This is a genomic window from Mesorhizobium sp. MC2-1-1 (assembly GCF_057597255.1).
Window position 1 is genome coordinate 3,525,407 of sequence record NZ_CP195205.1, and the last position, 26,159, is coordinate 3,551,565.

The 26,159-nt window shown below is 63.6% G+C and carries 29 protein-coding genes; 15 read left to right on the forward strand and 14 right to left on the reverse strand.

What is annotated here, in order from left to right; genetic code table 11:
* Nucleotides 1-437: 437 nt before the first annotated feature.
* Nucleotides 438-1,382 (reverse strand): nucleoside hydrolase, encoded by a 945-nt coding sequence (locus ACR64R_RS17445; protein WP_487357577.1) that lies wholly within the window; start codon nt 1,380-1,382, stop codon nt 438-440.
* 240 nt (nt 1,383-1,622) lie between these two features.
* Here ACR64R_RS17445 and ACR64R_RS17450 point away from each other — a divergent pair, with 240 nt between their 5' ends.
* Together ACR64R_RS17450 and ACR64R_RS17455 are read left to right on the forward strand one after the other, a co-directional pair.
* Entirely contained in the window at nt 1,623-2,048 is a 426-nt protein-coding gene (locus tag ACR64R_RS17450; RefSeq protein WP_487357578.1) for an Hsp20 family protein, read from the forward strand.
* Nucleotides 2,049-2,110: 62 nt separating this feature from the next.
* Nucleotides 2,111-2,368, forward strand: coding sequence for a BQ00720 family protein (locus ACR64R_RS17455; protein WP_487357579.1), 258 nt, complete (start codon nt 2,111-2,113; stop codon nt 2,366-2,368).
* Nucleotides 2,369-2,453: 85 nt separating this feature from the next.
* Here ACR64R_RS17455 and ptsN read toward each other — a convergent pair whose 3' ends face one another.
* Both ptsN and hpf read right to left on the reverse strand, forming a co-directional pair.
* On the reverse strand, nt 2,454-2,918 hold the full coding sequence (gene ptsN / locus ACR64R_RS17460; protein ID WP_042641064.1) for a PTS IIA-like nitrogen regulatory protein PtsN: 465 nt from the start codon (nt 2,916-2,918) through the stop codon (nt 2,454-2,456).
* A gap of 59 nt (nt 2,919-2,977) precedes the next feature.
* Nucleotides 2,978-3,565, reverse strand: coding sequence for a ribosome hibernation-promoting factor, HPF/YfiA family (hpf, locus tag ACR64R_RS17465; RefSeq protein WP_487357580.1), 588 nt, complete (start codon nt 3,563-3,565; stop codon nt 2,978-2,980).
* 496 nt (nt 3,566-4,061) lie between these two features.
* Here hpf and ACR64R_RS17470 point away from each other — a divergent pair, with 496 nt between their 5' ends.
* Both ACR64R_RS17470 and ACR64R_RS17475 read left to right on the forward strand, forming a co-directional pair.
* The gene (locus tag ACR64R_RS17470; RefSeq protein ID WP_487357581.1) at nt 4,062-5,429 is read left to right on the forward strand and encodes a glycosyltransferase family 39 protein; all 1,368 of its coding nucleotides are present in this window, start codon (nt 4,062-4,064) and stop codon (nt 5,427-5,429) included.
* 102 nt (nt 5,430-5,531) lie between these two features.
* Nucleotides 5,532-6,701 carry a glycosyltransferase gene (locus ACR64R_RS17475; RefSeq protein WP_487357582.1) on the forward strand — a complete coding sequence of 390 codons (1,170 nt, stop codon included), beginning with the start codon at nt 5,532-5,534 and terminating at the stop codon, nt 6,699-6,701.
* Between the two features lie 72 nt (nt 6,702-6,773).
* Here the strand turns inward: ACR64R_RS17475 and rpoN are convergent, their stop codons facing one another.
* The 4 genes from rpoN to lptC all read right to left on the reverse strand — a co-directional run bounded on the left by rpoN (nt 6,774) and on the right by lptC (nt 10,609).
* Nucleotides 6,774-8,300 (reverse strand): RNA polymerase factor sigma-54, encoded by a 1,527-nt coding sequence (gene rpoN / locus ACR64R_RS17480; RefSeq protein ID WP_487357583.1) that lies wholly within the window; start codon nt 8,298-8,300, stop codon nt 6,774-6,776.
* A 188-nt stretch (nt 8,301-8,488) separates the two neighbouring features.
* On the reverse strand, nt 8,489-9,307 hold the full coding sequence (gene lptB, locus ACR64R_RS17485; RefSeq protein ID WP_487357584.1) for an LPS export ABC transporter ATP-binding protein: 819 nt from the start codon (nt 9,305-9,307) through the stop codon (nt 8,489-8,491).
* A complete protein-coding gene (locus tag ACR64R_RS17490) occupies nt 9,307-9,909 on the reverse strand; it encodes an LptA/OstA family protein (protein WP_487357585.1) in 603 nt (200 codons plus the stop codon). The genes lptB and ACR64R_RS17490 overlap by 1 nt, the downstream gene beginning before the upstream one ends.
* Nucleotides 9,896-10,609 carry an LPS export ABC transporter periplasmic protein LptC gene (gene lptC, locus ACR64R_RS17495; RefSeq protein ID WP_487357586.1) on the reverse strand — a complete coding sequence of 238 codons (714 nt, stop codon included), beginning with the start codon at nt 10,607-10,609 and terminating at the stop codon, nt 9,896-9,898. Before lptC ends, ACR64R_RS17490 begins: the two co-directional genes overlap by 14 nt.
* Before the next feature lie 292 nt (nt 10,610-10,901).
* Here lptC and sppA point away from each other — a divergent pair, with 292 nt between their 5' ends.
* The 4 genes from sppA (at nt 10,902) to lhpI (ending at nt 13,595) form a co-directional block, all read left to right on the forward strand.
* Entirely contained in the window at nt 10,902-11,858 is a 957-nt protein-coding gene (gene sppA / locus ACR64R_RS17500) for a signal peptide peptidase SppA (protein ID WP_487357587.1), read from the forward strand.
* A gap of 75 nt (nt 11,859-11,933) precedes the next feature.
* Nucleotides 11,934-12,218, forward strand: coding sequence for an integration host factor subunit beta (locus ACR64R_RS17505; RefSeq protein WP_487357588.1), 285 nt, complete (start codon nt 11,934-11,936; stop codon nt 12,216-12,218).
* 62 nt (nt 12,219-12,280) lie between these two features.
* Nucleotides 12,281-12,610 carry a DUF1049 domain-containing protein gene (locus tag ACR64R_RS17510; protein ID WP_487357589.1) on the forward strand — a complete coding sequence of 110 codons (330 nt, stop codon included), beginning with the start codon at nt 12,281-12,283 and terminating at the stop codon, nt 12,608-12,610.
* Between the two features lie 22 nt (nt 12,611-12,632).
* A complete protein-coding gene (gene lhpI, locus ACR64R_RS17515) occupies nt 12,633-13,595 on the forward strand; it encodes a bifunctional Delta(1)-pyrroline-2-carboxylate/Delta(1)-piperideine-2-carboxylate reductase (protein WP_487357590.1) in 963 nt (320 codons plus the stop codon).
* Here the strand turns inward: lhpI and ACR64R_RS17520 are convergent.
* The 5 genes from ACR64R_RS17520 to ACR64R_RS17540 form a co-directional block, all read right to left on the reverse strand.
* Nucleotides 13,588-14,025: an EVE domain-containing protein gene (locus ACR64R_RS17520; protein WP_487357591.1), complete on the reverse strand. Its 438-nt coding sequence runs from the start codon at nt 14,023-14,025 to the stop codon at nt 13,588-13,590. The two genes, lhpI and ACR64R_RS17520, sit on opposite strands and share 8 nt — an antisense overlap.
* Nucleotides 14,022-14,402: a VOC family protein gene (locus ACR64R_RS17525; RefSeq protein ID WP_487357592.1), complete on the reverse strand. Its 381-nt coding sequence runs from the start codon at nt 14,400-14,402 to the stop codon at nt 14,022-14,024. Before ACR64R_RS17525 ends, ACR64R_RS17520 begins: the two co-directional genes overlap by 4 nt.
* 70 nt (nt 14,403-14,472) lie before the next feature.
* Nucleotides 14,473-15,183 carry a helix-turn-helix transcriptional regulator gene (locus ACR64R_RS17530; RefSeq protein ID WP_487357593.1) on the reverse strand — a complete coding sequence of 237 codons (711 nt, stop codon included), beginning with the start codon at nt 15,181-15,183 and terminating at the stop codon, nt 14,473-14,475.
* A 63-nt stretch (nt 15,184-15,246) separates the two neighbouring features.
* Nucleotides 15,247-15,864 (reverse strand): peptide chain release factor H, encoded by a 618-nt coding sequence (prfH, locus tag ACR64R_RS17535; RefSeq protein ID WP_487357594.1) that lies wholly within the window; start codon nt 15,862-15,864, stop codon nt 15,247-15,249.
* Entirely contained in the window at nt 15,851-17,077 is a 1,227-nt protein-coding gene (locus ACR64R_RS17540) for an RNA ligase RtcB family protein (protein ID WP_487357595.1), read from the reverse strand. The genes prfH and ACR64R_RS17540 overlap by 14 nt, the downstream gene beginning before the upstream one ends.
* 284 nt (nt 17,078-17,361) lie before the next feature.
* Here ACR64R_RS17540 and ACR64R_RS17545 point away from each other — a divergent pair, with 284 nt between their 5' ends.
* The 6 genes from ACR64R_RS17545 to olsB all read left to right on the forward strand — a co-directional run bounded on the left by ACR64R_RS17545 (nt 17,362) and on the right by olsB (nt 24,324).
* Nucleotides 17,362-18,444 (forward strand): RsmD family RNA methyltransferase, encoded by a 1,083-nt coding sequence (locus ACR64R_RS17545; protein ID WP_487357596.1) that lies wholly within the window; start codon nt 17,362-17,364, stop codon nt 18,442-18,444.
* Nucleotide 18,445: 1 nt separating this feature from the next.
* Complete coding sequence (locus ACR64R_RS17550; RefSeq protein ID WP_487357597.1) at nt 18,446-19,306, forward strand: TrmH family RNA methyltransferase; 861 nt, start codon at nt 18,446-18,448, stop codon at nt 19,304-19,306.
* 10 nt (nt 19,307-19,316) lie between these two features.
* Nucleotides 19,317-19,805 (forward strand): signal peptidase II, encoded by a 489-nt coding sequence (gene lspA / locus ACR64R_RS17555; RefSeq protein ID WP_487357598.1) that lies wholly within the window; start codon nt 19,317-19,319, stop codon nt 19,803-19,805.
* Between the two features lie 55 nt (nt 19,806-19,860).
* The gene (acuI, locus tag ACR64R_RS17560) at nt 19,861-20,850 is read left to right on the forward strand and encodes an acrylyl-CoA reductase (NADPH) (protein WP_487357599.1); all 990 of its coding nucleotides are present in this window, start codon (nt 19,861-19,863) and stop codon (nt 20,848-20,850) included.
* A 123-nt stretch (nt 20,851-20,973) separates the two neighbouring features.
* Entirely contained in the window at nt 20,974-23,253 is a 2,280-nt protein-coding gene (locus ACR64R_RS17565) for an ATP-binding protein (protein ID WP_487357600.1), read from the forward strand.
* A gap of 195 nt (nt 23,254-23,448) precedes the next feature.
* Nucleotides 23,449-24,324 carry a l-ornithine N(alpha)-acyltransferase gene (olsB, locus tag ACR64R_RS17570; RefSeq protein ID WP_487362470.1) on the forward strand — a complete coding sequence of 292 codons (876 nt, stop codon included), beginning with the start codon at nt 23,449-23,451 and terminating at the stop codon, nt 24,322-24,324.
* Between the two features lie 39 nt (nt 24,325-24,363).
* Here olsB and ACR64R_RS17575 read toward each other — a convergent pair whose 3' ends face one another.
* Together ACR64R_RS17575 and grpE are read right to left on the reverse strand one after the other, a co-directional pair.
* On the reverse strand, nt 24,364-24,996 hold the full coding sequence (locus ACR64R_RS17575; protein ID WP_487357601.1) for a trimeric intracellular cation channel family protein: 633 nt from the start codon (nt 24,994-24,996) through the stop codon (nt 24,364-24,366).
* An 89-nt stretch (nt 24,997-25,085) separates the two neighbouring features.
* Nucleotides 25,086-25,718 (reverse strand): nucleotide exchange factor GrpE, encoded by a 633-nt coding sequence (grpE, locus tag ACR64R_RS17580; RefSeq protein WP_487357602.1) that lies wholly within the window; start codon nt 25,716-25,718, stop codon nt 25,086-25,088.
* A gap of 217 nt (nt 25,719-25,935) precedes the next feature.
* Here grpE and ACR64R_RS17585 point away from each other — a divergent pair, with 217 nt between their 5' ends.
* Nucleotides 25,936-26,136, forward strand: a complete 201-nt coding sequence (locus ACR64R_RS17585) for a hypothetical protein (RefSeq protein ID WP_487357603.1) — start codon at nt 25,936-25,938, stop codon at nt 26,134-26,136.
* Nucleotides 26,137-26,159: the final 23 nt, after the last annotated feature.

The window sequence follows — 26,159 nt, forward strand, 5'->3', positions numbered from 1 at the left end:
TGAATGATCAGCAGGAGATTCATGTGGTGTCGTGGGCCTATGCCGATCTGAAGAGAGACGCGCCCGGCGCAATCTTGATCGTCGCCTTGTTCGCTGCGATTTATATATTGGCACCCAGCAATGCCAGTCCGACCCAGGCGGTCGACCAGGTGGCGCTACGGTCAAAAGCCTCGCTTGGGACCATACGAAGACATACGCACTGCTCCTCGAAGACAGTTCGATAGTATTCGTTCAGGACGATCGCCCTTATTTGATCGGCTCGCACGTGGCAATCGAGCGCGTCAGGCGCGACGATCGGTCCGTCTTCTATCGGTTTCCCGAATGAATGGCTGCGCGCTTTACTGCACCCATGATGCCATTGACGAGCATCACAACAACAGCGTCGACACCCATCGATTGCTCGACGGGTGACGACTCATGCTTGACGATCTTGGCAGTCAGTTAAGTCGCCCCAGCCGCTCCACCAGAAGCGCGAAGAAGCCGTCATGGTCGATGTCGCGCATCACCGTTGCGTTCTTCTCCCTTTTGGTGACGCCCCACCAGTCGATCACCGTCATGCCCATGGTGAGCTCCGACGAGGTCTCGACGCTGACATTGCAGTAACGGCCCCTGAACAGCTCTGGCTTGATGAGATAGGCGATCACGCACGGATCGTGCAGTGGTCCGCCATCGGTGCCGTATTTCTCCTCGTCGTAGCGCTCGAAGAATTCCAGCATCTCGGCGGTCGCGGTGCCGACCTTTGTGCCGAGCTGGCGGAAGCCCTGGATGCGCCTGGACGTGGTCAGCGCCTTGTGGGTGACGTCGAGCGGCATCATCACGATCGGAATGCCCGATTTGAACACCAGGTCGGCGGCCTGCGGGTCGACATAGATGTTGAATTCGGCGGCCGGCGTGACGTTGCCGCCCTCGAAGAAGCCGCCGCCCATCAGAACGATTTCCTTGATACGCGGCGCGATCCTGGGCTCCCGGATCAGCGCCAGCGCGATGTTGGTGAGCGGTCCGAGCGGGCAGAGCGTGATCGTGCCGCTTTCCTCGCGCATCAGCGTCTCGACGATGAAATCGACGGCGTACTGCTCCTGCAACGGCATGGTCGGCTCGGGCAGTTGCGGCCCGTTCAGGCCGGTCTTGCCATGCACTTCCTCGGCGGTGACAAGTGCGCGCGCCAGCGGGCGGATGGCGCCGGCATAGACCTTGACGTCGGGCCTGCCGGCCAGCTCGCAGATCTTGCGGGCGTTGTTCTGGGTCAGCTTCAGCGGCACGTTGCCGGCAACCGCGGTTATGCCGACGATCTCCAGTTCGGAACTGCCGAGCGCCAGCAATATGGCGACGGCATCGTCCTGGCCGGGATCCGTGTCGATGATGATCTTTCTGGACTGGGGCATTTCAATTCCTTTTGGAAGTCTTTTTGGGCGGGTTTAGAGCATGATCCCGAAAAGCGGAAACCGGTTTTCGGACAGGATTTTGGTCCGACGACGAGTTGAAAAAGGATGGCGGTTCAACGAAACGTCATCCTGATTTCAGTGGCTTGAACTTGATCGCGCGGCGGACCATATCAAAGCCATCGGGAAAAATGCCATCCGGGTTTTTCCAGTTTGTGTCGCTCTTCAGAGGACAGTGTAACAATGAGTCGAATGACGCCCTTCTCCAGCCCGCTTCTTCTGGGCTTCGACGCCGTGGAAAAGACGCTTGAGCGTCTGGCGAAATCCGGCGACAGTTATCCCCCGTACAATATCGAACGCCTCGGCGCCGCCGACGGCAAGGCCGAAAGGCTGCGCATCACATTGGCCGTTGCCGGTTTCGCCGAGAGCGACCTCGATGTCACCACGGAGGAAAACCAGCTGGTCGTGCGCGGTCGCCAGACCGATGATACCGAGCGCGAGTTCCTCCACCGCGGCATCGCCGCGCGCCAGTTCCAGCGCTGCTTCGTGCTGGCCGACGGCATGCGGGTGATCGGCGCCGAGCTGAAGAACGGCCTGTTGTCGGTCGATCTCGACCGGCCGGAGGCCGAGCGGTTGGTACGGAAAATAAACATATCGGTGAAAGACTGACCTTCGCCGATGGCTCTATGCGAGGCGGCCAATCCTGGCGTCTCGCGCCAAGGAGGCTTGAAATGACCAGAACTGACGAAACCATTAACATGACCAGCGGCGAGCTCGCCCATCTCGGCGAAGGCTCCGTCGCCTATCTCAGGAAAGTGTCGAGCGACGACCTGCGCGGCCGTTTCCCCGGCCTCAAGGAAATCGCGCCCGGCCTGGAACTGTGGGCGCTTTTTGCGGCCAACGGCCAGCCGATCCTGCTTTCCGATGCCCGTGACCGGGCGCTGGCCGGCGCGATGGAGAACGACCTGACCACGGTCGCCATTCACTGACCTCGGTCACCAGCTAACCCGGGGGCTTCGCCTGAATTGGAAAGGGCCGCTCGCGGCGGCCCTCCCGAGGTTTCAATCCGAAATTTCAGGCGGCGTGCGAGGCTTGCGTATCCGATAGCAGCGCGTGGATCGCCACCGCGTCCCGCGTTCCCCTGATCTTGGCGACAGTATCGGCGTCGCGCAGCACGCGCGCGATGCGCGACAGCGCCTTGAGATGGTCGGCGCCCGCGCCTTCAGGGGCGAGCAGCAGGAACACCAAATCGACCGGCTGGTCGTCCAAGGCCTCGAAATCGACCGGCGTTTCGAGGCGTGCGAAGACGCCCGCGATCCGCTTGACGCCGGCGAGCTTGCCGTGCGGGATGGCGATGCCGTTGCCGACGCCGGTCGAGCCCAGCCGTTCGCGCTGCAGGATGGTGTCGAACACCTCCCGTTCCGGAATCCCCGAAATCGCGGCCGCCCTCTCCGACAGCAACTGCAGAAGCTGCTTCTTGGAATTCGCCTTCAACGCCGGCATGATCGCCGGTACGCTGATGAGATCACTGAGATCCATGCTTGAAAATCCCTTGCTCGCCTGCCGCGCCAGTCGTCGCCCCCTCGCGCGGCTGGCTTTTATCCCTGTGCGACTTTGGTCGTCGACGGATCGATCCAGCCGATATTGCCATCCGGCCGGCGGTAGACGATGTTGAGATGGTCGTTTCCGGCATTGCGGAAGACGAAAACCGGGCTGTCGCTGGTGTCCAGCTCGATGACGGCCGATGCTACCGACATGGTCCGCAGCGTCATGCTTGATTCGGCGACGATGGCCGGGGCGAAGTCCTCTGGGATGTCTTCTTCATCGTCGGCCAGGGGAGCCATCACGGTGTAGGCGATGTCGGTCGGCTCTTCGCCGCTGGCGTTGCCGGTGTTGCGCGACTTCAGCCGGCGCTTGTAACGGCGCAGCCGCGTTTCCAGGCGATCGGCGGCCGCCTCGAAGGCGAGCGTGGGGTCCTGGGCGTCGCCCGTCGCCTGCAGAGAAGCGCCGGAATCGAGCCGGACCATGCAATCGGCGGAGAAACGCGACCCCGATTTGACGACTGTGACATGTCCTGAAAAACCACGATCGAAATACTTCTCGATCGCCTCGCCGACCCGGTCGCTGATGCGCGTTCGGAACGCATCGCCGATGTCCATGTGCTTTCCCGAAATGCGTAGATTCATCTGAAAACTGACCTTCCTTGCTCAGGCTTCAAACTGTTCCCGAGTTTATACCCGTGGCGCGCGCGCACAAGCTTTGCAGCGGCATGCGCGCCGATTTTAGACCCGAACTTTCCGGTTGATCACAAGTCGCCTTCTCGGCCGTCCGTGGCCGTGTCTGACGGACCCATCCGCAAGCGGGCATTACCGCCCCGCTCCATGCGGGCGGGCTTCTAGCCACTTCATTGCGGCTTGTCAATGAAGCTTGGAAATTGTGGAAAATCCGCGTGTCGCGCCCCGGCCAGGGCTTGTCGGGTTTCGGGCCGGGCCGCGTCGACAAATAGCGTTTTCAGAAACCGCAGTGGCATTGCCGGGAAAGACATTACAGCTGCATAATGAACATGGGGATTTCCTCTGTGGTCCCGGATTTTAAACGCAGGCGGACCCTGTCAGCCACAGCGAAGGCGACGGCGGCTTCATCTGCCCTACCCGCAAAATCGGATTCGGACCTTGGTATCAAATGCATTCAACCCTGAGCCAGGCCGGCGGGAATTCCTCGACCCGCCGCGTGTCCATCATGATCGGCTGCCTCGCCCTGCTGACCGCCCTGGCGGCCCTGTGGCCGGTTTATCGGGCGTTTTTGAACATCGAGATCGATACCAATGAGGGGTGGAATGCCTATTATGCCGACGCGGCGATGGGGCGGATGCCGCTCTATCCCTCCGCCCACCAGTTGATCGCCAACAATTATCCGCCGCTTTCCTTCTATATCGTCGGCGGTCTTGGACGATTGATCGGCGATCCCGTTCTAGCTGGGCGGTTGCTGTCGCTCGCAGCGGTGCTGGTGATCGCCTGGGGCGTTTTCCGCGCGGTCCGCCTTCTAGGCGGCGATGCGACCTCCGCAGGAGTCGGCGCGCTGTTTTTTGGCGCCACCATGTGCCGCTTCTTTACCAGCTATGTCGGGATGAATGACCCGCATTTGCTGGCGCAGGCGGTCATGACCATTGGCTTTGTCGCCTTCCTGCAGGCCAGATCGCAGGATCGCGGCTTTGCGCTGCCCATCCTTCTGATGGTGGGCGCGGGTTTCATCAAGCACAACCTGGTGGTGATGCCGCTGACGGCTATGATCTGGCTGGGCTTCACCCGGCCGCGACAGATGGTGAAATCGGGGCTTCTGGCGGCATTCGCCATCCTGTTGGGATTCGCTCTTTGCTACCTCGCCTTCGGCCCTGACTTCTTTACCAATTTGAGGTCGCCGCGCGCCTACATGTTGAAACACGCCGTAGGCGCCATCGGCCATCTGCAATGGATTGCCGTTGGCCTGGCTGCCTGGGCTTACGTCGGCATTGCGCGCAGGACCGATGCCAATATCCGGCTCTGCAATCTGTTGAATACGCTTGGCCTCGTGATGTTCTTCGTCCAGAAGACCGGCGACGGCGTAGCCTACAACGCTCAGTTCGAGCTGGTCTTCGGCGTGTCCATTGCCACCGGCCTCGCTTTCGCGCACGCGCCGGGTTTGCCGCTCGCTCGGCGCTGGTCCCCGCAGAAGCTCCAATTCATCCTTCTGCTCGCCATTTGTCTCCGTCTGGTGGCGTCCGCTCGCCTGGAACCGGTGCAATTGTTGATGGACCCCGGCTTTCACGCGGAAATAGCCTTGCGCGAAGCCGCCATGTCCGCCGCTGTCGCCCGCCTCAGAAACACGCCCGGAGACACGACCTGCTCCTCCACCTTGGCCAGTTACCGTTCGGGAAAGCCTTTCGTTGTCGATCCCTTCTACACCCGCGAGCAGATTCTCACCGGCCATCTTCCTCCCGATGTCGTCACCAACCTCGTCACCGCCGGAAAATTGACGGTGGTGAATGCTGGCCCACTGCTGCATTGGTATTGAAGCTTGGCTTGCTCCAGCCTGATCCGACGATAGGCGGCTTTGCATGGCGTCAAAGCGCGGTCAGGCGCCACGGCGCCAACCTCAGATAACCAGGGGTCGACTTTGAACATCGATGTCACAGACAGTCAAAATGCGAACTCGCATTTTGTCCCGTTGGTTTCGGTGATAATCCCGACATTCAATGAAGTTGCGAATGTTTCCAAGATCGCGGCAGCTGTTGGGAACGCACTCAAAGGCAGGGACCACGAGATCGTCTTTGTCGACGACGACTCCATTGACGGCACGAGAACCGAAGTTGCGAAATTGGCCGCCGCCGTCCCCGGAATTCGGCTCATTCATCGTATCGGCCGGCGTGGGCTATCCACTGCCGTCACCGAAGGCATGCTCAGCACGACCACTCCCTTCATGGTCGTAATAGATGCCGATCTCCAACATGACGAGAAGATCCTACCGGAAATGCTTTCCTTCCTCGAAACCGACGCCGCCGACCTTGTGGTCGGTTCAAGGTATATCGAAGGTGGTGGGCTGGGTTCCTGGGACCAGCGCCGGGCACAAATCAGCGCCGTTGCGACATGGTTGGCCAGAATGGTGACCAAAAGCGATCTCAGCGACCCGATGAGCGGCTTCTTCGCCATTACGAGATCGGCTTTCGATAATTCGGTCAGGGATCTATCGGGGCAAGGCTACAAAATCCTTTTGGATATCTGTGCTTCCTCGAAATCTCCGTTGAGAATTCGGGAGGTCGCTTATCAGTTCCGACCGCGGCAGGCCGGCGAGAGCAAGCTGGATGCATTGGTTACATGGGAGTACCTGATGTTGCTGGCCGACAAGCTGGTCGGCCACATCATTCCGGCGCGCTTCATATCTTTCTCCCTGATAGGCGGGCTGGGCGTCCTCGTTCATATGGTGGTTTTGTCGGCGCTTCTCGCCACGGGCCGTCTCGATTTCATCGCCGCTCAAGGCGTCGCGACATTCACCGCGATGGTGTTCAATTTCTTTGTTAACAACACTCTGACCTATCGCGACAGGCGCCTCCGGGGCGTCAAGGAGGTGATTTTCGGCTTGTCCAGTTTCATGCTCGTATGCGCCGTGGGCGCCTTCGCAAATGTCGGCATTGCGAACTACCTGTTCGCGAACAGCCACTACAGATGGTGGTCGGCGGGTCTGGCCGGTATCCTCGTCGGCGCCGTTTGGAACTATGCGGTCACATCAGTCTTTACCTGGAGGGTAAGAAAACGTGCGAGCGGCGGCGCAAACACTTCCGGGGTGTAGGCGGCAAGGCCCGCTGCCGCCGCAATAACGGCTACCGCGAAGCCCCACCGCCTCAACTTTCCTGGAATTGCCCTAGCGGCCAGCGTTCGCGAGCGCGCGTTTTTCCCGCCGCCGCTGCACGGACGAAGGAATGTTCATGCCTTCGCGATACTTCGCGACGGTGCGGCGCGCGATGTCGACCCCGCTTTCCTTGAGCATGTCGACGATGGCGTCGTCGGAGAGCACGTCGGCGGGCTTTTCCTCGTCGATCATCTGCTTGATGCGGTCGCGCACGGCTTCGGACGAATGGGCTTCGCCGCCTTCGGCCGAGGCGATCGATGCCGTGAAGAAATAGCGCAGCTCGAAGACGCCACGTGGCGTCAGCATGTATTTGTTGGCGGTGACGCGGCTGACCGTCGATTCATGCATGCCTATGGCATCGGCCACTGTGCGCAGGTTGAGCGGCTTGAGATGGCGCACGCCATGGACGAGGAAGGCATCCTGCTGGCGCACGATTTCGGAGGCCACCTTGAGAATGGTCTTGGCCCGCTGGTCGAGGCTGCGCGTCAGCCAATTGGCGTTCTGCAGGCATTCGGCGAGAAAATCCCTTTCCGCCTGATCCTTGGCGTGGCCCGAAATGCGGGCAAAATAGACGTTGTCCACCAGCACGCGCGGCAGCGTGTCGGCATTGAGCTCCACCACCCAGCTGCCGTCATTGGCCGCGCGGACCTCGACATCGGCGACGATGGCATCGCTTGCGCCGCCCGAGAACGCCAGCCCCGGTCGCGGATCGAGGGCGCGGATCTCGGCCAGCATGTCGAGGAGGTCCTCCTCGTCGACGCCGCAGATGCGTTTCAGCGTCTGGAAATCCCGCCGCGCCAGAAGCTCGAGATTGGCGATCACCGCCTTCATCGCCGGATCGAGGCGGTCGCGCGCCTGGAGCTGCAGCGACAGGCACTCGGCAAGGTCGCGCGCGAAAAGTCCTACCGGCTCGAAGGTCTGGCAGACGCCAAGCACGCGCGCCACCGCCGCTTCATCCGCCCCGAGCCGTGCCGCGATCTCATCGAGGTCCGTGCGCAGATAACCAGCTTCATCGATTCCTTCCGCAAGCTCACCTGCGATAAGGCGTTCGCCGGGGCTCAGCGAAGCAAGCGCGACCTGCTCGCCGACATGCTCGCGCAATGTGACGGCGGCCGCGGCCATGTCGCCGACGTCGAACCCTTCGGATGACGCCGTGCCTGCGCCGCCGGCGGCCGATTTCCACTGCGCCGTGAGATCCGGCCCCAGCCGCTCGCTGGTGCCGGGATCGTCCGGGAACAGGTTCTCCAGGGAAGAGTCTAGCTTTTGCGAAATCCCCTCCGCGCTCCACTCCGTCTCGCCCTCGAACCAATCGCCTTCGGAATCCCGTTCCGGCGCGACCTCGGTTTTCTGGGCCTGGTCGCTGGCGGCGTCGTCCTGCGGCTCGGCCCGCTCCAGTAGCGGGTTGCGCTCGATCTCCTCGTCGATGAAGTGCTCGAGTTCGACATGGGTAAGCTGCAGCAGCCGGATCGACTGCATCAGCTGCGGCGTCATCACCAGCGACTGGGACTGTCTGAGCTGCAGTTTGGCTGCCAGCGCCATGGTGGGATTCAAACGCCTCGTCTACGCATCGGACTGATGTTTCTGATCGGGCATAGAAACTGGCCCGGCTTTTGCTTGTCAAGCAAAACGCTAGCAGCCGCGGCTTACCGGAGCGTTATCGAGCGCTAAAATAGCCTATAATCGTCACGCGGCATCGAAAACCGCGCCGCGGCCCGAATATCCGCGGATCAGAGCGTGAAGCCCTCGCCGAGATAGAGCCGCCGCACATCCGCGTTGGCGACGATTTCGTCGGCGCGGCCATGCGTCAGAACCTGGCCGGCATGGATGATGTAGGCACGATCAATCAGGCCGAGCGTCTCGCGCACATTGTGGTCGGTGATCAGGACTCCGATGCCGCGCGCCGTGAGGTGGCGGACGAGTTGCTGGATGTCGGCGACGGCGATCGGGTCGATGCCGGCGAAGGGCTCGTCGAGCAGCATATAGGCAGGCCGCGTCGCCAGCGCCCGCGCGATTTCGAGGCGACGCCTCTCGCCGCCCGACAGCGACATCGACGGCGCCTTCCGCAGATGGCTGATGTGGAACTCCTCGAGCAACTCGTCGAGCGTGCGCTCGCGCTCCTTGCGGCTCTTTTCCACCACCTCCAGCACGGCGCGGATGTTCTGCTCGACGTTCAGGCCCCGGAAGATCGACGCTTCCTGCGGAAGATAGCCGATACCAAGGCGAGCGCGCCGGTACATCGGCATCGAGGTGACATCGAATCCGTCGATCTCGATCGAGCCCTCATCGACGGGAACAAGGCCGGTGACCATGTAGAAACATGTGGTCTTTCCGGCGCCATTGGGGCCAAGCAGCCCGACAGCCTCGCCCGCACGCACGCCGAGCGTCACCCCGCTCACCACCTTGCGGCCCTTGTAGCTTTTGGTCAGGCCCTTGGCGATCAGGGTGCCCTTGAACTTCGCCTTGTCGGCGCCGACCGTCACCGGGGCAGCCGGCTTTGCAGCCGCCCGTCCCGGAAGACGGGCAAGCAGCGAGGTCACGCCGGCCATTAGTTGCTCGACGCTCCCTGCTGGGACGTGCCCTGCTTCTGGGGCGTGATCGACATGATGACGCGGCCACCGGTTCCGCAACCGTCGACATTGGCGAGGCCGCTTTTCATCTGCACGGTGAGCTTGCAGCCCTTGAGCACATTGTCGCCCTGCGACAGCACCACTTCCTTGCCCGAAAGCACAAGCACTTGCGTCTTCATATCGAACTTGCCGGTGTCGCCGGTGGCGATCTGGTCGTTGGATTTGATGTAGACTTTGTTCTCGACCTCAAGGTGGTCGATATTGGCAGCGCCCGTCATCGCCGACGCCCCGGCGGCAGCGCTTTTGTCGGCCTTGGGATCCTTGACATAGTAGACCGTCATCTTGCCGGCCTTGAGCAGGGTCGGCCCCTGATTGACTGTGACGTTGCCGCTGAAAATGGCCATGCTGTCGGCTTGGCGGACCTCAAGCTTGTCGCTCTCGATCTGGATCGGCTGGTCTCCGGACAGCTTGAGCCCGGACATCTGGCTGGTCGCGCTCGACTGCGCGAAGGAATGCGCCGCCCCCAGAAACAGCAATGCGGAGGCAGCGGCCAGAGCCCACGCGGATTTACTGCGACGCATTCTGTTCTCCACTGTTTACCCCTGCCGCCTTCAGCGCAGTCGGATCGATGTTTACGCGAACCCGGTTCTCGAAGACCACAAGCCTGCCATTGTCCTCGACCGACATCGAGTCCGCGGTAATGCGCGACCCTCCACGGCTGACGTCGACCGGATTGCTCGTCTTCATAGAGCCTTTGCCCATGTCTAGGAAGATCGATTTGAATTTCGCCACCAAACCGTCCGTCGTCGTCACGCTGACGTCGCTGGTCAGATCCATCGTATTGGCGTCGCGGTTATAGATGCCGTGCGCGGCATCGACCGATACGATGTTGTCGGTGGCCACGGGCAGTTTCGCGTTGATGCCTTCGAGGTCGATGACGGCCTGCTGGCCGACGTCCTGCGTCGCCCTGGTCGCGGTCAGTGAATAGGGCAGCTTCTGCTTGGTGAAGCCGTTGAGCTTCGGATTGGCCATCACCAGCTTGCCGTCTGAAAAGGCCGTGCCGTCGGCCTGCACCGAGACGGACAGAGGCGCCTTCAGGTAGGAATAGACCGGGAAAGCCACGGCGATCGCGACCGCCACCAGCGGCACCGCGAATTTCAGCACGCGCACGCGGCGCGAGTGCCGCCGCGCGCGGTTGAACGCATCGCCACGCGTGCCGTCCGGGGTCGCGTGAGCCGGTGCCTTACCGGCGTCGCTCGTTTCGTCAGATCGCGCCAACATGACCTTCTAGTGGACCTTTGCCCGCCCAACATCGCCTATAGGTGGTATGTCGGCACCTACAAGCAAAGCACAAGCGGAGGAAAACTGCAAAAATGTGACGGCTGCCGCCCGCAAAATCGGGAGGAATTTGGCGAAGACGGCCAGCACTTCATAGCAGATACGGACGGACTGCGTTAATTTTTCGTGAGCCTGACGTCAACGCGAAGGTTGAAGCCGGACATTCAGGAAACGGTAGCCGCATGCCTGGGCTTGCTTTAAAAGCGTGCTTTCCCTCCGACCAATGAGGCTGACGATGGCAATGAGAGCCGACGACCTGATCGACCGCCGCCGCCTGCGCCGCAAGCTGACGTTCTGGCGCGTGGCCGCGTTTCTGATTCTGGCGGCAGCCGTCATCGCATTCTCGTCCTGGTTCTATGACGATAATTTTACCGGCCGGGCGCTTCCCCATATCGCCAAGGTCAAGATCGAAGGCACCATCACCGAGGACGAGGAACTGCTTAAGAGGCTGGAAGCGATCCGCACCTCGCCGGAGGTAAAGGGCGTCATCCTGTCGATCGATTCGCCCGGAGGCACTACGGTCGGCGGCGAGTCCACCTTCGAGGCGGTGCGCAAGCTTGCCGGAGATAAGCCCGTCGTGGCCGAGGTCGGCACGCTGGCGGCTTCGGCCGGCTACATGATTGCAAGCGCGGCCGACCACATCGTCGCCCGCAAGACCTCGATCGTCGGCTCGATCGGCGTTCTGATCCAGTATCCCGATGTCAGCGGTCTAATGGACAAGCTCGGCATCAAGCTGGAGGAAGTGAAGTCGTCGCCGCTCAAGGCATCGCCCTCGCCCTTCAAGCCGACCAATGACGACGAGCGCGCCATGGTGCGCAAACTGATCCTCGACAGCTACGACTGGTTTGTCGGCATCGTCGCCGATCGCCGCAAAATGACGCATGAGCAGGCCCTTGCGCTGGCCGACGGTTCGATCTTCACCGGTCGCCAGGCCTTGGCCAATCATCTGGTCGACGCCGTCGGCGGTGAGCAGGAGGCGATCGATTGGCTGGCGACCAAGGGGGTTGACGGCAAGCTCAAGGTGATCGAGTGGAAGAACAAGGACAGGCCCGGCGGTTTTCTGTTTTCGCAGTCGATGGCAAAAGTGGCGGCCAAGGCCCTCGGCCTGCCCGATGCCGGCGGCGATGTCATCCACGAACTCGGCGCCGACCGCTTGTTTCTTGACGGTCTCGTTTCGGTCTGGCACCCTTGAGGCGTCGTTGGGACGAGAAAAAAGCAATAAAATCATCCTGATAATCGACTGCACTGGTTTTACGGGGAACGTTCTATGATCAAATCCGAGCTTGTGCAGATCATTGCTGCACGCAACCCGCACCTTTTCCTGCGCGATGTCGAAAATATCGTCGGCGCCATCTTTGACGAGATTACCGATGCGCTTGCCGAGGGAAACAGGGTCGAACTGCGCGGTTTCGGCGCCTTTTCGGTGAAGAATTGTCCCGCCCGCACCGGCCGCAATCCACGCACCGGCGAATCGGTCGAGGTCGAGGAAAAATGGGTGCCGTTCTTCAAGACCGGCAAGGAGTTGCGCGAGAGGTTGAACGGCGGCAAATAGGCGCCGCGCCGGCGATCTGAACCCGGAATCTTGGCGCCAGGCCGCTTCACCATGGAGATCTGATGTTCAATCGCTTCATCCTCGTCGTGGTCTTCGTGCCGCTGGCAATCATCCTGATTGCGCTCGCCGTGGCCAATCGCGGGCCTGTCGCCTTCACGTTCGATCCGTTTCACCCGGGCAATCCCGCGCTGACGCTCAACCTGCCATTTTTTATCTTCATTTTCATGGCCTTGGCCATCGGCATGATCGTCGGCAGCACGGCGACCTGGATCAGGCAGGGGCGCTACCGCAAGCTCGCCCGCCAGCGTGGCCTCGAGGCCGAAAACCTGCGCCAGGCAGTCAGTCGCGCCCCCGTGGCGCCGAATGGACCGGCGCTTCCCAAGCCGAACTAGATAACGCCCCACGGAGCCTCCGATGCTGACCATTTCGGCCGCCGAGGTCGACCGCGCGCTGACCTTTCCCGGTCTGGTCGAGACATTACGCACCGCCTTTCGCGAGGGTGCAGTGCAGCCGGTTCGTCACCATCATGGCGTCGAGAGGCCGGACGGCGCTGCCTCGACCTTGCTGTTGATGCCGGCCTGGACCGATTTCAACACAGCGGGCACCTCGGCGGGAGGCCATATCGGCGTCAAGATCGTCACCGTGTCGCCGGACAACAACGCCATCGGCAAGCCGGCGGTGATGGGTCTTTATCTGTTGCTCGACGGGGCAACGGGCGAGCCGCAAGCGATGATCGACGGCCAGCGGCTGACGCAGTGGCGCACGGCCTGCGCTTCCGCGCTCGCCGCCTCCTATCTTGCCCGCGGGGACGCCTCGCGGCTTCTGGTGATCGGCGCCGGCGCGCTGTCGCCGTTCCTTGCCAAGGCGCATTCGGCGGTGAGGCCGATCAAATCCATCCGCATCTGGAACCGTACGCCGGCCAATGCCGAAAAGGTGGCCGCCGCCTTGCGCGCCGAAGGGCTTCCCGCCAATGCCGCCGGCGATCTCGATTCTGAGCTTGCCGAGGCCGACATCGTCGCCTCGGCGACGATCTCGAACACACCGCTGGTGAGGGGCGCGCTGCTGAAGCCAGGCGCCCATGTCGATCTCGTAGGCGGTTTCACGCCGGACATGCGCGAGGCCGATGACGACGCCATTGTGCGCTCCCGCGTTTATGTCGACACCCACGCCGGCGCCACCAAGGAGGCTGGCGACATCGTCCAGCCGCTGGCCTCGGGCCTGCTGAAGCCGGAAGCGATCATCGCCGACCTGCTCGAACTTGCGCGTGGCGAAAAACAGGGCCGGCGAAACGACAGCGAGATCACGCTGTTCAAGTCGGTTGGCGCTGCGCTTGAAGACCTCGCTGCCGGCGTCGCCGTCTACAAGGCGCTCAAGTAGCAGTCAGGGCCGTGTTGGCGCCCATCGCTTCGCCGATCAGCCGGAAATCATGCTCGCTGATCTCGAACAGGCCGAAGCGCAACTGATAGCCCCAGTTCGGCTTGCCGGCGGTAAAGTCGAGCCTGTCGAGCAGCGGCTTGATCGGCGCCTCCTTGGCCTCGCGCCAGTCGACATCGCGCCGCGCGGGCGTGAAACCGCCGCCCATGACACCCTCATACACCTCTCCTTGCCGCACCGTGCCGATCGCCGTGAAGGATTGCACTCCGTCCTTCTCGCCGAGCACGGCGCTCGGCGAGTAGTAGACGATGCCGTCGCCCGGCTTGATGCGGCGCAGCGGCGCCGCCTTGCCGTGGTTGACCTGCATGAAGCCACCCTTACGGCCGATCCGCACATGCTCGGCCGACGCGACGGCAACCCAGAAGGCGCTCATCCTTGCGCTCCCTCGAACGGCCAGTAGACGCGCAGGCGATGATTGTCCGGATCGAGCCCGACGAAGGTGCGGCCGAAATCGAGATCGGTCGGAGCCTGCAGCACCTTGATCCCTCTGCCAGTCCAATCCGCATGGGTGGCATCGACCGCAGCCGCGTTCTCGACGGCAAGCACGAGCTCGCCGCCACCGCCTGTTGCCGCCGCAGCCGGTTCCACCGTATGGCGCGACCAGAGCCCGAGCTTGAAACCCTTGTCGAGCACGAACATCACGAAGGTCGGCGAGGACTCGACCGGCTCGCGTCCGAGCAAAGAGGTGTAGAACGCACCGCTGTTCTCCGGGCTGTCGACATAGAGGATGACGAAATTCGGCGTGGTCATATTGATCTCCAAGGTGTTTTGGACCTCGGAAACAATAGGCGAAGCCGCTGTCAGATTCTGGCAGCAGCGGTCAGCCCGCAGCGTCTCGCTGGATATCCCGACGAGGCCCATCGAGCGTTGCCTTCCACTCTTTCAGCATCGCCTGGCGACGGCGCGGATAGCGGATGTCGGTCGCCGTCAGGTCGGATATCCGGTCGGCGCGGAAATGCCGGAAATCCTGGCGCGTTTCGCACCACGCCACCATCACCCGCACCTTGTCGAAGAAGGCAAGCGCGAATGGCCAGACCACGCGCTTCGAGGTCGAACCACCGGCATCGCGATAGAGGAAGCCGAGCTTTCGCTCCTCGCGGATCGCCTGCCGCACGACACCGAGGTCGATCGCTTCGACGCTTTCCGAGCGCGGCCCAACGAGCAGCGTCGTTGCGTCGAGATCCTCGCGCAAATCATCCGGCAGCACCGCCGCGATCTTTGCCAGGGCATCCGTCGCCGCCGCTGCCAGTCGGGAATCCGGCTGTTTCGCCACCCAGCGCGACCCGAGCACGATCGCCTCGATCTCCTCGTCCGAGAACATCAGCGGAGGCAGCATGAAACCGGGCTTCAGCACATAGCCCAGCCCCGCCTCGCCCTCGATTGGCGCGCCCTGCCCCTGCAGCGTCGCGATGTCGCGGTAGAGGGTGCGGATGGACACACCCATCTCGTCCGCAAGCACGCGGCCGCTCACCGGCCGGCGATGACGGCGCAGGATCTGGACGAGGTCGAGGAGGCGTTCCGAACGGGACATCGTTCTTACGATAGGGCCGAAGGGGCGCGGCCGGAAGCCACGCCCCTTCATCCTGCCGGCCTTTCAGAGGCGAAACACCTTCACGGCGTTGCCGCGCTCCAGCGCTTTGTTCGCCATGAAGAGCTCCGCCTTGGACGCCTCCACCTCGCGATCCGCCAGCACGCGCAACACCTCGGCGAGCCGCCGCAGCGCGATCGCCTTGTTGCGATGCTGCGAGCGCTCGCTGCGCGCAACCACGACGATGCCGGTCGGCAGGTGGACCGCCCGCACAGCGCTGTCGGTGGTGTTCTGGTGCTGCCCGCCGGGACCGCCGGCGCGAAGCGTTTCGAAGCGCACATCGCTAGCCGCGATTGTCCGCCCGGCCATCGGCGCGTCCGCCAGATCCACCCGTTTCACCCCGACAAACCAGTTCTGCCGCTTGTGGCCCAGCCGCACCGGGCTTTTGAAGATGAACTTCACCGACCCGCAATACTCGGTGGCCAGGGCATTCGCGCCCTGGCCTTCCAGGCTGATCAGCGCCGATTTCGCACCGTGCCGGTCGGGTGCATGGCCGAACGTGACTTCTACCGGCAAGCCGCGCCGGCCGCAGTCCTCCTCGATGATGCGAACCAGGGCTGTCAGTGCGATTCGGCACTCGACGGGGCCGCTGCCGGCGGTGACGAGCAGATCAACCGCGCTCATGGCGACCTCCCGTGCCATGTCCACGTTCGCCGCGACCCGGTTTTGCTCGCGTGCGGTCGACGCTGCCGTCGACCGCCTTCTTGTAGGTCACCAGCGGCTTCATCGCCGCCAGCGGCAAGACAAGGCCGGCGTCGGCAAGGTCTCCCACGACCTGCCCCGCATCCTTGTAGGCCGTTGCCGCCTCCTCGATGACCAGGTCGCGGTCGCCACAGATCAGTTGCCCGCCCCAGGCGTTGCGGAGCAGGGCCTCGCGTTCCGACCTGTTGCGCCCGACACGGCCATGCATGGTCGCGCGATCGTATTTGCGGCCGGCGCCATGCGAGATGCCGCCCAACGAAGGGCCGGTACCGTCCAGCGCGCGGACCACATAGCTGAGGCTGGCGCGCGAGCCGGCGATCGGCGCGAGGGTTCCCGTCTCGACCGCCGCGGAGCCCTTATGGTGGACGAAGCCGCCACCCTGCCGACGCACCAGATTGTGCGGCACGTCGACGACAAGTTTCGCCTCGCAACGCAATGCGCTCGCCGCCCGCTCCGCGATCATGCTTCGGTTGAGCGACGCCCAGGCAACGCAAATGTCGTGCTGGCCGAGCCACGCCTTTCCCGCTTCCGATGCCGGATCAAGTCCGGCCGCGAGCGCGGCCCGATGATCGACCTCGCCGAACACCCGCGCTCCCAGTCCGCGCGAGCCTGAGTGGACGAGCAGGTACAGGCCCTGGCGGTCGAGAGCTTCCGCGTTCTCGGCGCCGATCAGCTGTTCGACGGCCTGTAGCTCGCAGAAATGATTGCCGCCGCCGATCGTGCCCAGCGCTCCCGGAAACAGATCGCCGGCCAGACCCGAAGCGGCCAGCTCGGCTTGCGGATCGAAACAGTCCTGCGCCTCGATCTCGCCCATGCGCTCGACCGCCCGATCGACCCTGAGCTTGCGCTGCGGCATGTCGAGGTGAAACAGCGACATGCCGCAGCCGATATCGTTGCCGATGAGCTGCGGGTGCAGTCGTTGCGACAGGACGGCGATCCCGGTTGGCCCGTATTTGCCGGGATGCAGATCCGGAAAGGCCGCGACCGTGATCACGCCTGGCAGCGCGGCGACGGCTTTCAGCTGTTCGAGCGCGGCGCCCTCGATCCAGCTTTGCGACGAGAAATAATGTCGGATTTGCGCTGGCTCGGCAGCGCAAGACGAAGAGGGGCCGGTGGCCCCGAATGAATTGCCCATGATGGAACACTTCTGGAAATGCGGTCAGGTATCCGACGCCGCAGGCGTCAGTCGACCGGCGTCGAAGCAGCAAAGGCTGCTTTACGCCGGAACCCTCAAGGGGCGCGCGGTGAAGATGTTCGTCATCTGTCGCTCCCGTTCCAGAAACCAAGAAAGGTGTCCCCATAGAGCAAGCCTGCCAATCTGGCAAGCCTGAAGGGTTTGCTCTGGCATAGCGCACCGTTTGTTGCGCCGGTGGGTTGAGCTGTGGCAGAAGCAGGCCGAACCGCCGGAGAAGCCCGTTCTTGAAATCTTTTCGCGACAAACGCCGCGACGGCCGTCAGCAACCCGCAAGGGCTGAGCCGGCCCGCCAGCGCGAAGCGCATCCGGCTGGACGACCCCCGGCCAAACCTGCCGAGCGGTATGAAAAGAAACCAGCGGACCGGCAGGAACCGAAACCCGCGCCGCGCGTGCTTGGGCGCCGCGAGGGGGCGCTGCCGGCCGAGCGCCTGCCACTGATCCTCGAGGTCGCGCCCAACGCCGACTACGCGCTGCTGGACAGCGGTGCCGGCGAGAAGCTGGAGCAATATGGCCCCTACCGCATCGTGCGCCCCGAGGGTCAGGCGATCTGGCAGCGAGCCCTTCCCGCGAAGGAATGGGAGCGCGCCGACGCGATCTTCACCGGCGACACAGACGAGGAAGGCATGGGCCGCTGGCGCTTCCCGAAGGCGCCGCTCGGCGAAACCTGGCCGCTGAAGCATGACGGCATCGACTATCTCGGCCGCTTCACCTCGTTCCGCCATGTCGGCGTCTTTCCCGAGCAGGCCTCGCACTGGGACCATATGGCGGGGCTGATCGCGGCGGCCAGGCGCCCGGTCAAGGTGCTCAACCTGTTTGGATATACCGGCCTGGCCTCGCTGGTGGCGGCCCGTGCCGGCGCCGAGGTCACCCATGTCGATGCCTCGAAGAAGGCGATCGGTTGGGCGCGCGAGAACCAGGAAATGGCCGGACTTGCCGACAAGCCTATCCGCTGGATCGTCGAGGACGCCGTCAAATTCGCCGAACGCGAGGAACGCCGCGGCAGCCGCTACGACATCGTGCTCTTCGACCCGCCGGCCTATGGCCGCGGCCCCAAGGGCGAGGTCTGGCAATTGTTCGAGGACCTGCCCGGCCTCACCGACCTCTGCCGCTCGATCCTGACGCCAAAGCCGTTGGCCGTCGTTCTCACCGCCTATTCGATCCGCGCCTCCTTCTTCGCCATCCACGCGCTGATGCGCGATACCTTCGCCGGGATGGGCGGCACGGTCGAATCCGGCGAACTGATCATTCGCGAGAAATCCGCCGGCCGGGCGCTGTCGACCTCGCTGTTCTCGCGCTGGGTGGCTTGAAATGACGGCACATAACGGCGCTCGCCCTGTCGGGCAGGTCAAGGAAGTCACCAGTCTTGCCAATCCCCTGGTCAAGGACATCAAGGCGCTGGCGCTGAAGAAGTTCCGCGACCAGCAGAACGCGTTCATGGCCGAAGGCCTGAAGCTGGTCATTGACGCCCTCGATCTCGGCTGGTCGATCAGGACCTTGGTCTTCGCCAAGGCGGGCCGCGGCAACGCGGCCGTCGAGAAGGTCGCCGCGCGGACCGTCGCCGCCGGCGGCACTGTTTTGGAAGTCTCCGAAAAGGTGCTCGCGACAATCACCCGCCGTGAGAACCCGCAAATGGTGGTCGGCGTCTTTGCGCAGCAGACCGTGCCGTTGAAGGACATCCGCGCCAGGGACGGCGACGTCTGGGTTGCGCTCGATCGGGTACGCGACCCCGGCAATCTCGGCACAGTGATCCGCACTGTCGACGCCGTCGGCGCCAAGGGAGTCATCCTGGTAGGCGACACCACCGATCCGTTCTCGCTGGAAACGGTGCGCGCGACGATGGGCTCGATCTTCGCCGTGCCCGTCGCCAGGGCGAGCGAGCAAGCCTTCCTCGCCTGGCGGCGCGATTTTTCTGGTCTCGTCGCTGGAACGCATCTCAAGGGCGCGGTCGACTATCGCTCCGTCGATTTCTCCAGGGGCCCGGTGTTGCTGCTGATGGGCAACGAGCAGCAGGGCCTGCCGGACAACCTCGCCGAAAGCTGCGACCGGCTGCTAAGGATCCCCCAGGCCGGCCGGGCCGATTCGCTCAATCTGGCCGTCGCCACCGGCGTGATGTTGTTCGAGATCCGGCGCAGCGCGTTGAAGCTCGACCCCGCCACAGACCCGCGATGAGGAAACCTAAGTGAAATCCTGGTCCCCTTACGTCGTGCTGGTCGTCATCGCCATTGCGATCGACCAGTGGATCAAGCAGTTGGTCGAAAATGGTCTCGCCTTTCAGGAGAAGGTCGACCTTCTGCCTTTCCTGGCGCTGTTCCGCACCTACAACACCGGCATCGCCTTCTCGATGTTCCAGTCGTTCGGCGATACCGGCCTGGTCGTCGTCGCCGTGCTCGTCGTCGCCTTCGTGCTCTACCTTGCCACGCGCACGCCGGCCGGCCATGTCGTCGCTCGCGCCGGCTTTGCGCTGATCATCGGCGGCGCGCTCGGCAACCTCATCGACCGCGCCGTCTACGGCCACGTCATCGACTACATCTTGTTCCACACGCCTGTCTGGTCCTTCGCGGTGTTCAATCTCGCCGATGCCTTCATTTCGGTCGGCGCGGCGCTTGTCGTCCTGGACGAGCTGATCGGCTGGGGCCGCGAGGCGAAGCCCCAGGACCCAGGTAATTGACCTCGCGCGGTTGAAACCGCAGACTTTTCCGACAGCCAGAACCGAGGAGAAAAACGTGTCAGAAACCTTCAAAGCCATCCTCGTTTCGCGCGATGCGGACAAGAAGCAGTCGGTCGATGTGGTCGACCTCACCGAAGCGGATCTGATGGAAGGCGATGTCACCGTCGCCGTAGAGGCGACCACGGTGAACTACAAGGACGGGCTCGCCATCACCGGCAAGGCGCCGGTCGTGCGCCGCTGGCCGCTGGTTCCAGGCATCGATTTCGCCGGCACCGTGATATCCTCCTCGCATGCCGACTGGCGCAAGGGAGACAAGGTCATCCTCAATGGTTGGGGTGTCGGCGAGACGCATTACGGCGCCTATGCCGGCCGCGCCCGAGTCAAGGGCGACTGGCTGGTCCTGCTGCCCGAGGGCATGAGCGCGCATGACGCGATGGCTGTCGGCACTGCAGGCTATACGGCAATGCTCTCCGTCATGGCGCTCGAGCGTCACGGCATCGTGCCGGGCCGCGGACCGGTGGTGGTGACCGGGGCCGCCGGCGGCGTTGGCTCGGTCGCGGTCTCGATTCTCTCAAGCCTCGGCTACCATGTCATCGCCTCGACCGGCCGCAACGCCGAAAGCCCATATCTGATCGACCTCGGCGCGGCGGAGGTGATCTCGCGCGAGGAGCTCAGCCAGCCGGCGAAGCCGCTCGCCAAGGAGCGCTGGGCCGGCGGCGTCGATTCGGTCGGCAGCCATACCTTGGCCAATGTGCTGTCGATGACCTCCTATGGCGGCGCGATCGCCGCCTGCGGCCTGGCCGGCGGCATGGACCTGCCTTCCAGCGTGGCGCCCTTCATCCTGCGTGGCGTCTCGCTGCTAGGCATCGATTCCGTGATGGCGCCGAAGCCGGTCCGGCTCGAAGCATGGCGCCGCATCGCCGCCGACCTCGACCTCGGAAAGCTGTCGAAATTGTCGCGCACGATCGGTTTCGACGGCATTGTCGCCGCCGCGCGCGACATCGTCGAGGGCAAGGTCAGGGGCCGGGTCGTCGTCGATATGTAGCAGGAGCGATCTAGCGGATCTCCGGCTTCGTCCGCGTGGACGAGCGACCGTAATCCGCGCGTTCGCTAAAAATCGAACGATTCGTCCCAGTCTTCCATAATTTCTGTCTGGCATGGTTGCCGCATGATCGCGGACTCCGACGTCAAACAGGACAGCCAAGCCGCCGGCGCTGACGGGCCCGTCCCCGATGCGCCCAAGCGGCGAGTGCTCGTCGCGCCGCCGCTGGCTCCAGAACTGCCTGCCGCCAGTCACGACGGCCTGCCGTTCCTGACAATCGTCGCCATCGCCGTCATGGCCGGGTTGGCGCATCTTACCGGGGCGCCGATCATCGTCACCGTCGGCCTCGCCGCGGTTGCCCTAGCCGGCCTTGCCATGCATCTGCGCAGCCGTCGCGACGAGCAGCGCACCGCGGCGCTGCTCGACGAGACCGCCGCGCGCAGCCGCGCCGAGATCGAGACCCTCGCCGACCGCATGTGGGAGATGCAAGAGAGCGAGGAGCGCTTCCGCGGCCTGATCGACGCGCTCGGTGACCTCGTCGTCCATCGCGACCGCGATGGCCATATCGTCTATGCCAACAGCGTCTTTGCCTCGCTTGTCGAGATCGACCCGCGCGATCTCGCCGGCAAGACCTTGTCCGATCTCGGCATCGATGTCGGCATCGTTCCCGACGCCGCTTTCTCCGATCATGAGTGCCTGAGCTCCACCGATGTCGCAATCCGCACGCAGAACGGGCCGCGCTGGTTCTCCTGGATCGAATTGTCGGTGCGCGACAAGGACACGGGCGCCGTTTCGCACCGGGCGATCGCCCGCGACATCACCGCCCGCAAGCGCGCCGAATCCTCGCTGATCACCGCGCGCGAGCGGGCCGAATATGCCAGCCAGGCCAAGTCGCGATTCCTCGCCACTGTCAGTCACGAGATCCGCACGCCGATGAACGGCATCATGGGCATGGCGAAGCTGCTTGCCGATACCGACCTGTCGCCCGAACAGCGCACCTATGTCGGCGCGGTCTCCACCTCGGCCAGCGCGCTGCTCGCCCTCATCGAGGACCTGCTTGACTATTCCAAGATCGAGGCCGGCCGCTTCGAGCCCGAGCCGCAGCCGACTTCCTTGCGCGAGATCGCCGACAACATCATCGAGCTTCTGGCCGCGAGGGCCTTCGCCAAGAACATCGGCCTCGGCTGCCATGTCGAACCCGACGTGCCGCAGATGATCACGGCCGATCCCGGCCGCGTGCGCCAGGTGCTGCTCAACCTCATTGGCAACGCGGTGAAGTTCACCGACACGGGCGGCGTGCTGCTCACCGTGGCGCGCGCCCGCACCGAGACCAGCGACCGGATCCGCTTCACGGTCTCCGACACCGGCCCCGGGCTGCGGGAAGAGGACATGGAGCGCATCTTCGAGGAGTTTGAACAATCGGATGGCACCTCAACCAGGGTGCATGGGGGCGCCGGCCTCGGCCTTGCCATCTCCAAGCGGCTTGCTACGGCGATGGGCGGCACGATCTCGGTCTCGAGCCGGCTTGGCGAGGAATCCGAATTCGTGCTCGAGATACCGTCGGTCGCGGCGACCGAGCCGCCGCCGCACCGGGACAACATCCTTGCCGACCGGCGAGCGGTTATCGTGTCGAAGAACGCCATCGAGGCAGATGCCATCGCCCGCACGATCCGAGCCCATGGCGGCATGGTCGAGGCGGCGGCGACACCGAGCCAGGCCGCACCGTTCGCTGCCGGCTGCAACGTGCTCCTGATCGACGCCGCGCTCGAAAGCAGCGACGGAAGGCTGCTCAAGCGACTGCGCGACTCAGGGTTTGCCGATTGTGAAGCCATCACCCTGATCGCGCCGACGGACCGTGGCATGCTCGGCGAGTTCCGGGCCAGCGGCTACGCCACCTTCCTGGCCAGGCCGGTGCGCGGCGAGACCCTTTTGCGGGTGCTGCTGACCAGCCATGGCAGCGTGCTGGCGCAGCCGCGGCCGGAGCCGCGAGGCGCCTCCTCGGTGCGCAGGCGCGACCGGGGCCTGTCTGTACTGATCGCCGAGGACAATGATATCAACGCCATGCTCGCCCGCGCCACGCTGATCAAGGCGGGGCATCGCGTCAAGATCGTCGGCAACGGCAAGGCTGCGGTCGAGGCTGTTACCGATGCCGGCCTCAAATCCCGCTTTGATGTGGTGTTGATGGACCTGCATATGCCCGTCATGGACGGACTGGATGCGATCGCCGCCATCCGTCGCCATGAGGAGTCCCTGGCGATGCCGCCGATCCCGATCATGGTGCTTTCGGCCGACAGCCAGGAAAAGACCCGGCATGCCGTGCTCGCCCACGGGGCCAGCGGCTTCGTGACCAAGCCGCTCGACCCGGACGTACTCGTCCAGGCGGTTGAGGGCCAGGTTGCCGCCTGATCAAATTTTTACCCCCCGAAAACCTTGGGGTGCCTGACTTTCGCGGCTGTAAGATAGCCGGTTGAGGGTATTGTCCAGCCGACAAAGTATTGCCCGCTAGGCCGTATCACGGTACTGTCACAATCCTGTTGCACCTAGACCGTATCCCCGTGCCAAGAGGGATGGCTCGAAGGAGAATCACTCGTGCATACAGTCATGCCTGAATGTGACACTCGGCCGAACGCTGGCGGCGCCCTGCTCGCTGCCCGGACCGCCGACGCCGTCGCAAACGGTGCTCCACTGGGCCGGATCGGCAACCTCGAAGTGCGGCTCGCCCGCAACGAGGCTGAGATCGCAGCAGCCCAGGAAGTCCGCTATCGGGTATTCTATGACGAGCTTGGCGCAAGGAAGGATCTGTTCCAGGCGCAGGACCGGCGCGACGCCGACCGTTTCGATCCGCTCTGCGATCACCTTCTGGTGTTGGATACTTCCCTTCCCGGTCCCGAGCACCGCCGCATCGTCGGCACCTACCGCTTGCTTCGGCAAGAGATCGCAGCGGCCGCCGGCGGATTCTATTCCGAGGGCGAGTTCGAGCTGACCAAGCTGATCGCGCGGCATCCAGGCCAGCGCTTCCTCGAGCTCGGCCGCTCCTGCGTTCTGCCGGAATACCGCTCGAAGCGCACCATCGAGGCGCTCTGGCAGGGCATCTGGGCCTACATCAACCACTACAGCATCGGCGTTATGACGGGCTGCGCCTCCTTCCATGGCGTCGTACCGGCGGCGCATGCCGAGGCGCTGACCTATCTCGCCCATCACTGCCGCACGAACTCAGCCTGGGATGTCCGCGCTGTTCCGGGACGCTACTGTGCAATGGACCTGATGCCTATCGAGGCGGTGAACGCCAAGGCGGCGATCGCGGCCATGCCGCCGCTGGTCAAGGGTTACCTGCGCGTCGGCGCCCGCATCGGCGACGGCTGCGTCATCGATCACGAATTCTCGACGGTCGACGTCTTCGTCGTCATGCCGGTCAAGGAGATCGGCGCTCGCTACGTCAACTATTATGGTGGCGAGGGCCAGCGTTTCGCTGCGTGAGTGGTAGGAACCATATCGCTGACTATTCCCTGCTCCCTCTCACGGAATATCTTCAGGCCTGCGCCCCGGGCGGCTCTTGTAGGCGGCGAATGACCAACCGAATTTGAGCGCCCCGCCGCGCACCACCAATGCGCCCGCGAAGCCGAGCAGGCTGGACGCCAGAGCCGACAGGCCGGCAAGGTCGCCAAGGGTGAAAATGGCGGCGCCGGCAAGGGCGGCCGTGACGTAGATTTCGGGCCTGAGCAGCACCGAGGGCTCGCCGGCAAGCAGGTCGCGCAATATGCCGCCGAAGGTCGCCGTCAGAACGCCCATGATGACCGACACGACGGGCGAGCCGGTGATCGCCAGCCCCTTGGCCGCGCCCATCACCGCGAAGGCGGCAAGGCCGACCGCATCGAGCCAAAGCAGCAGCTTGTAGCGGGATTCGACCCGGTGGGCGCTGAAGAACACCGCCACCGCGACGGCCGCGCAGATCAGCACATAGCCGCTATTGGCGACCCAGAACACGGGCAGGTTGAGGATGACGTCGCGTAACGTCCCGCCGCCGATGCCGGTGACGCTGGCCAGGAACAGGAAGCCGATTATGTCGAGCTGCTTGCGCGATGCTGCAAGCGCGCCCGTCGCCGCGAAGACGGCGACGCCGGCGTAATCTAGCAACGTGATGGGGTTCATTTAGGTGAATGGCGAAATGGTGAATGGGCAACTAGCCTAGCACGCACCCAAGCCCATTCACCATTGACTATTCACCATCCGCCACGTTGTCACGCATCCCTCTCGGCCTGCTCGTTCACCGGACCCGGCTCGACCTTCGCCTCGGCGCCCGCCTTCGGACCGCCCTTGGCGACACCGACCATCGCCGGCCGTAGGACGCGCTCGCCGATCGAATAGCCCGGCTGCACCACCTGGACGACGGTACCGGCCGGAACCTGCGGGTTGGGCACCTCGAACATCGCCTGATGGAAGTTCGGGTCGAACTTCTCGCCTTCGGGCGCGAGTTTCTTGACGCCATGGCGTTCCAGCGCCGACAGCATGGCGCGCTCGGTGAGGTCGACGCCCTCGATAAGCGCCTTGAAGCCGGCATCGCCGGATACCTTCACCTCGGCCGGAATCGCATCGAGCGCGCGGCGCAGATTGTCCGACACCGACAGCATGTCGCGTGCGAAATTGGCCACCGCGTAAGTGCGCGCGTCATGCACGTCGCGCGCGGTGCGTCGGCGCAAATTCTCCATTTCAGCCGCAACGCGCAGCGCGCGGTCCTTCAGTTCCTCGTTTTCCTTCAGCAGCCGCACAAGCGCCTCATAGTCGCCGTCGACACCGCCTTCGGTACGCTCGCCCGTAGCCTGGGTGGCCTCTAAATCTTCGGGCGTGCGTTCGTCTTTTGCCTGGTCGCTCATCGCGTTTCCCATCATTCGGATTGGTCTGGATTTGCGCCCGATATCGAGGTTTGGAGGCCAAAAATCAAGGGGCAAGCGCTTGCGGCGTAGGTCGGGCGATCATTCTAAATTAATTCAAATTTTACCGTATCGCGCGGCTTTGCTTGCCCTCAATTGCCGTTAGGGGAACCATAAACGGGCTGGAGGAGTTTCGAAGCCGACACAGGATTTTGGGACTATGAACGGCAACAATGGCAACCGGCGCCCCGAATTGGCCAACCATATCAGGCGGCAGGCGAGTAGCGAAGCAACCAAGCGCCTTCTGCGCGCGTTGCCGGCATTCCGCCTGGAAAAGGAAATACCCCGGCGACTGAGCGATCTGCTTGACCGCCTCGACGGCGCCGAGGCCAAGAATGCAGGCGGCGGGCGACGTCAATAGCCGCGCGCCGCGATCGACAAAGT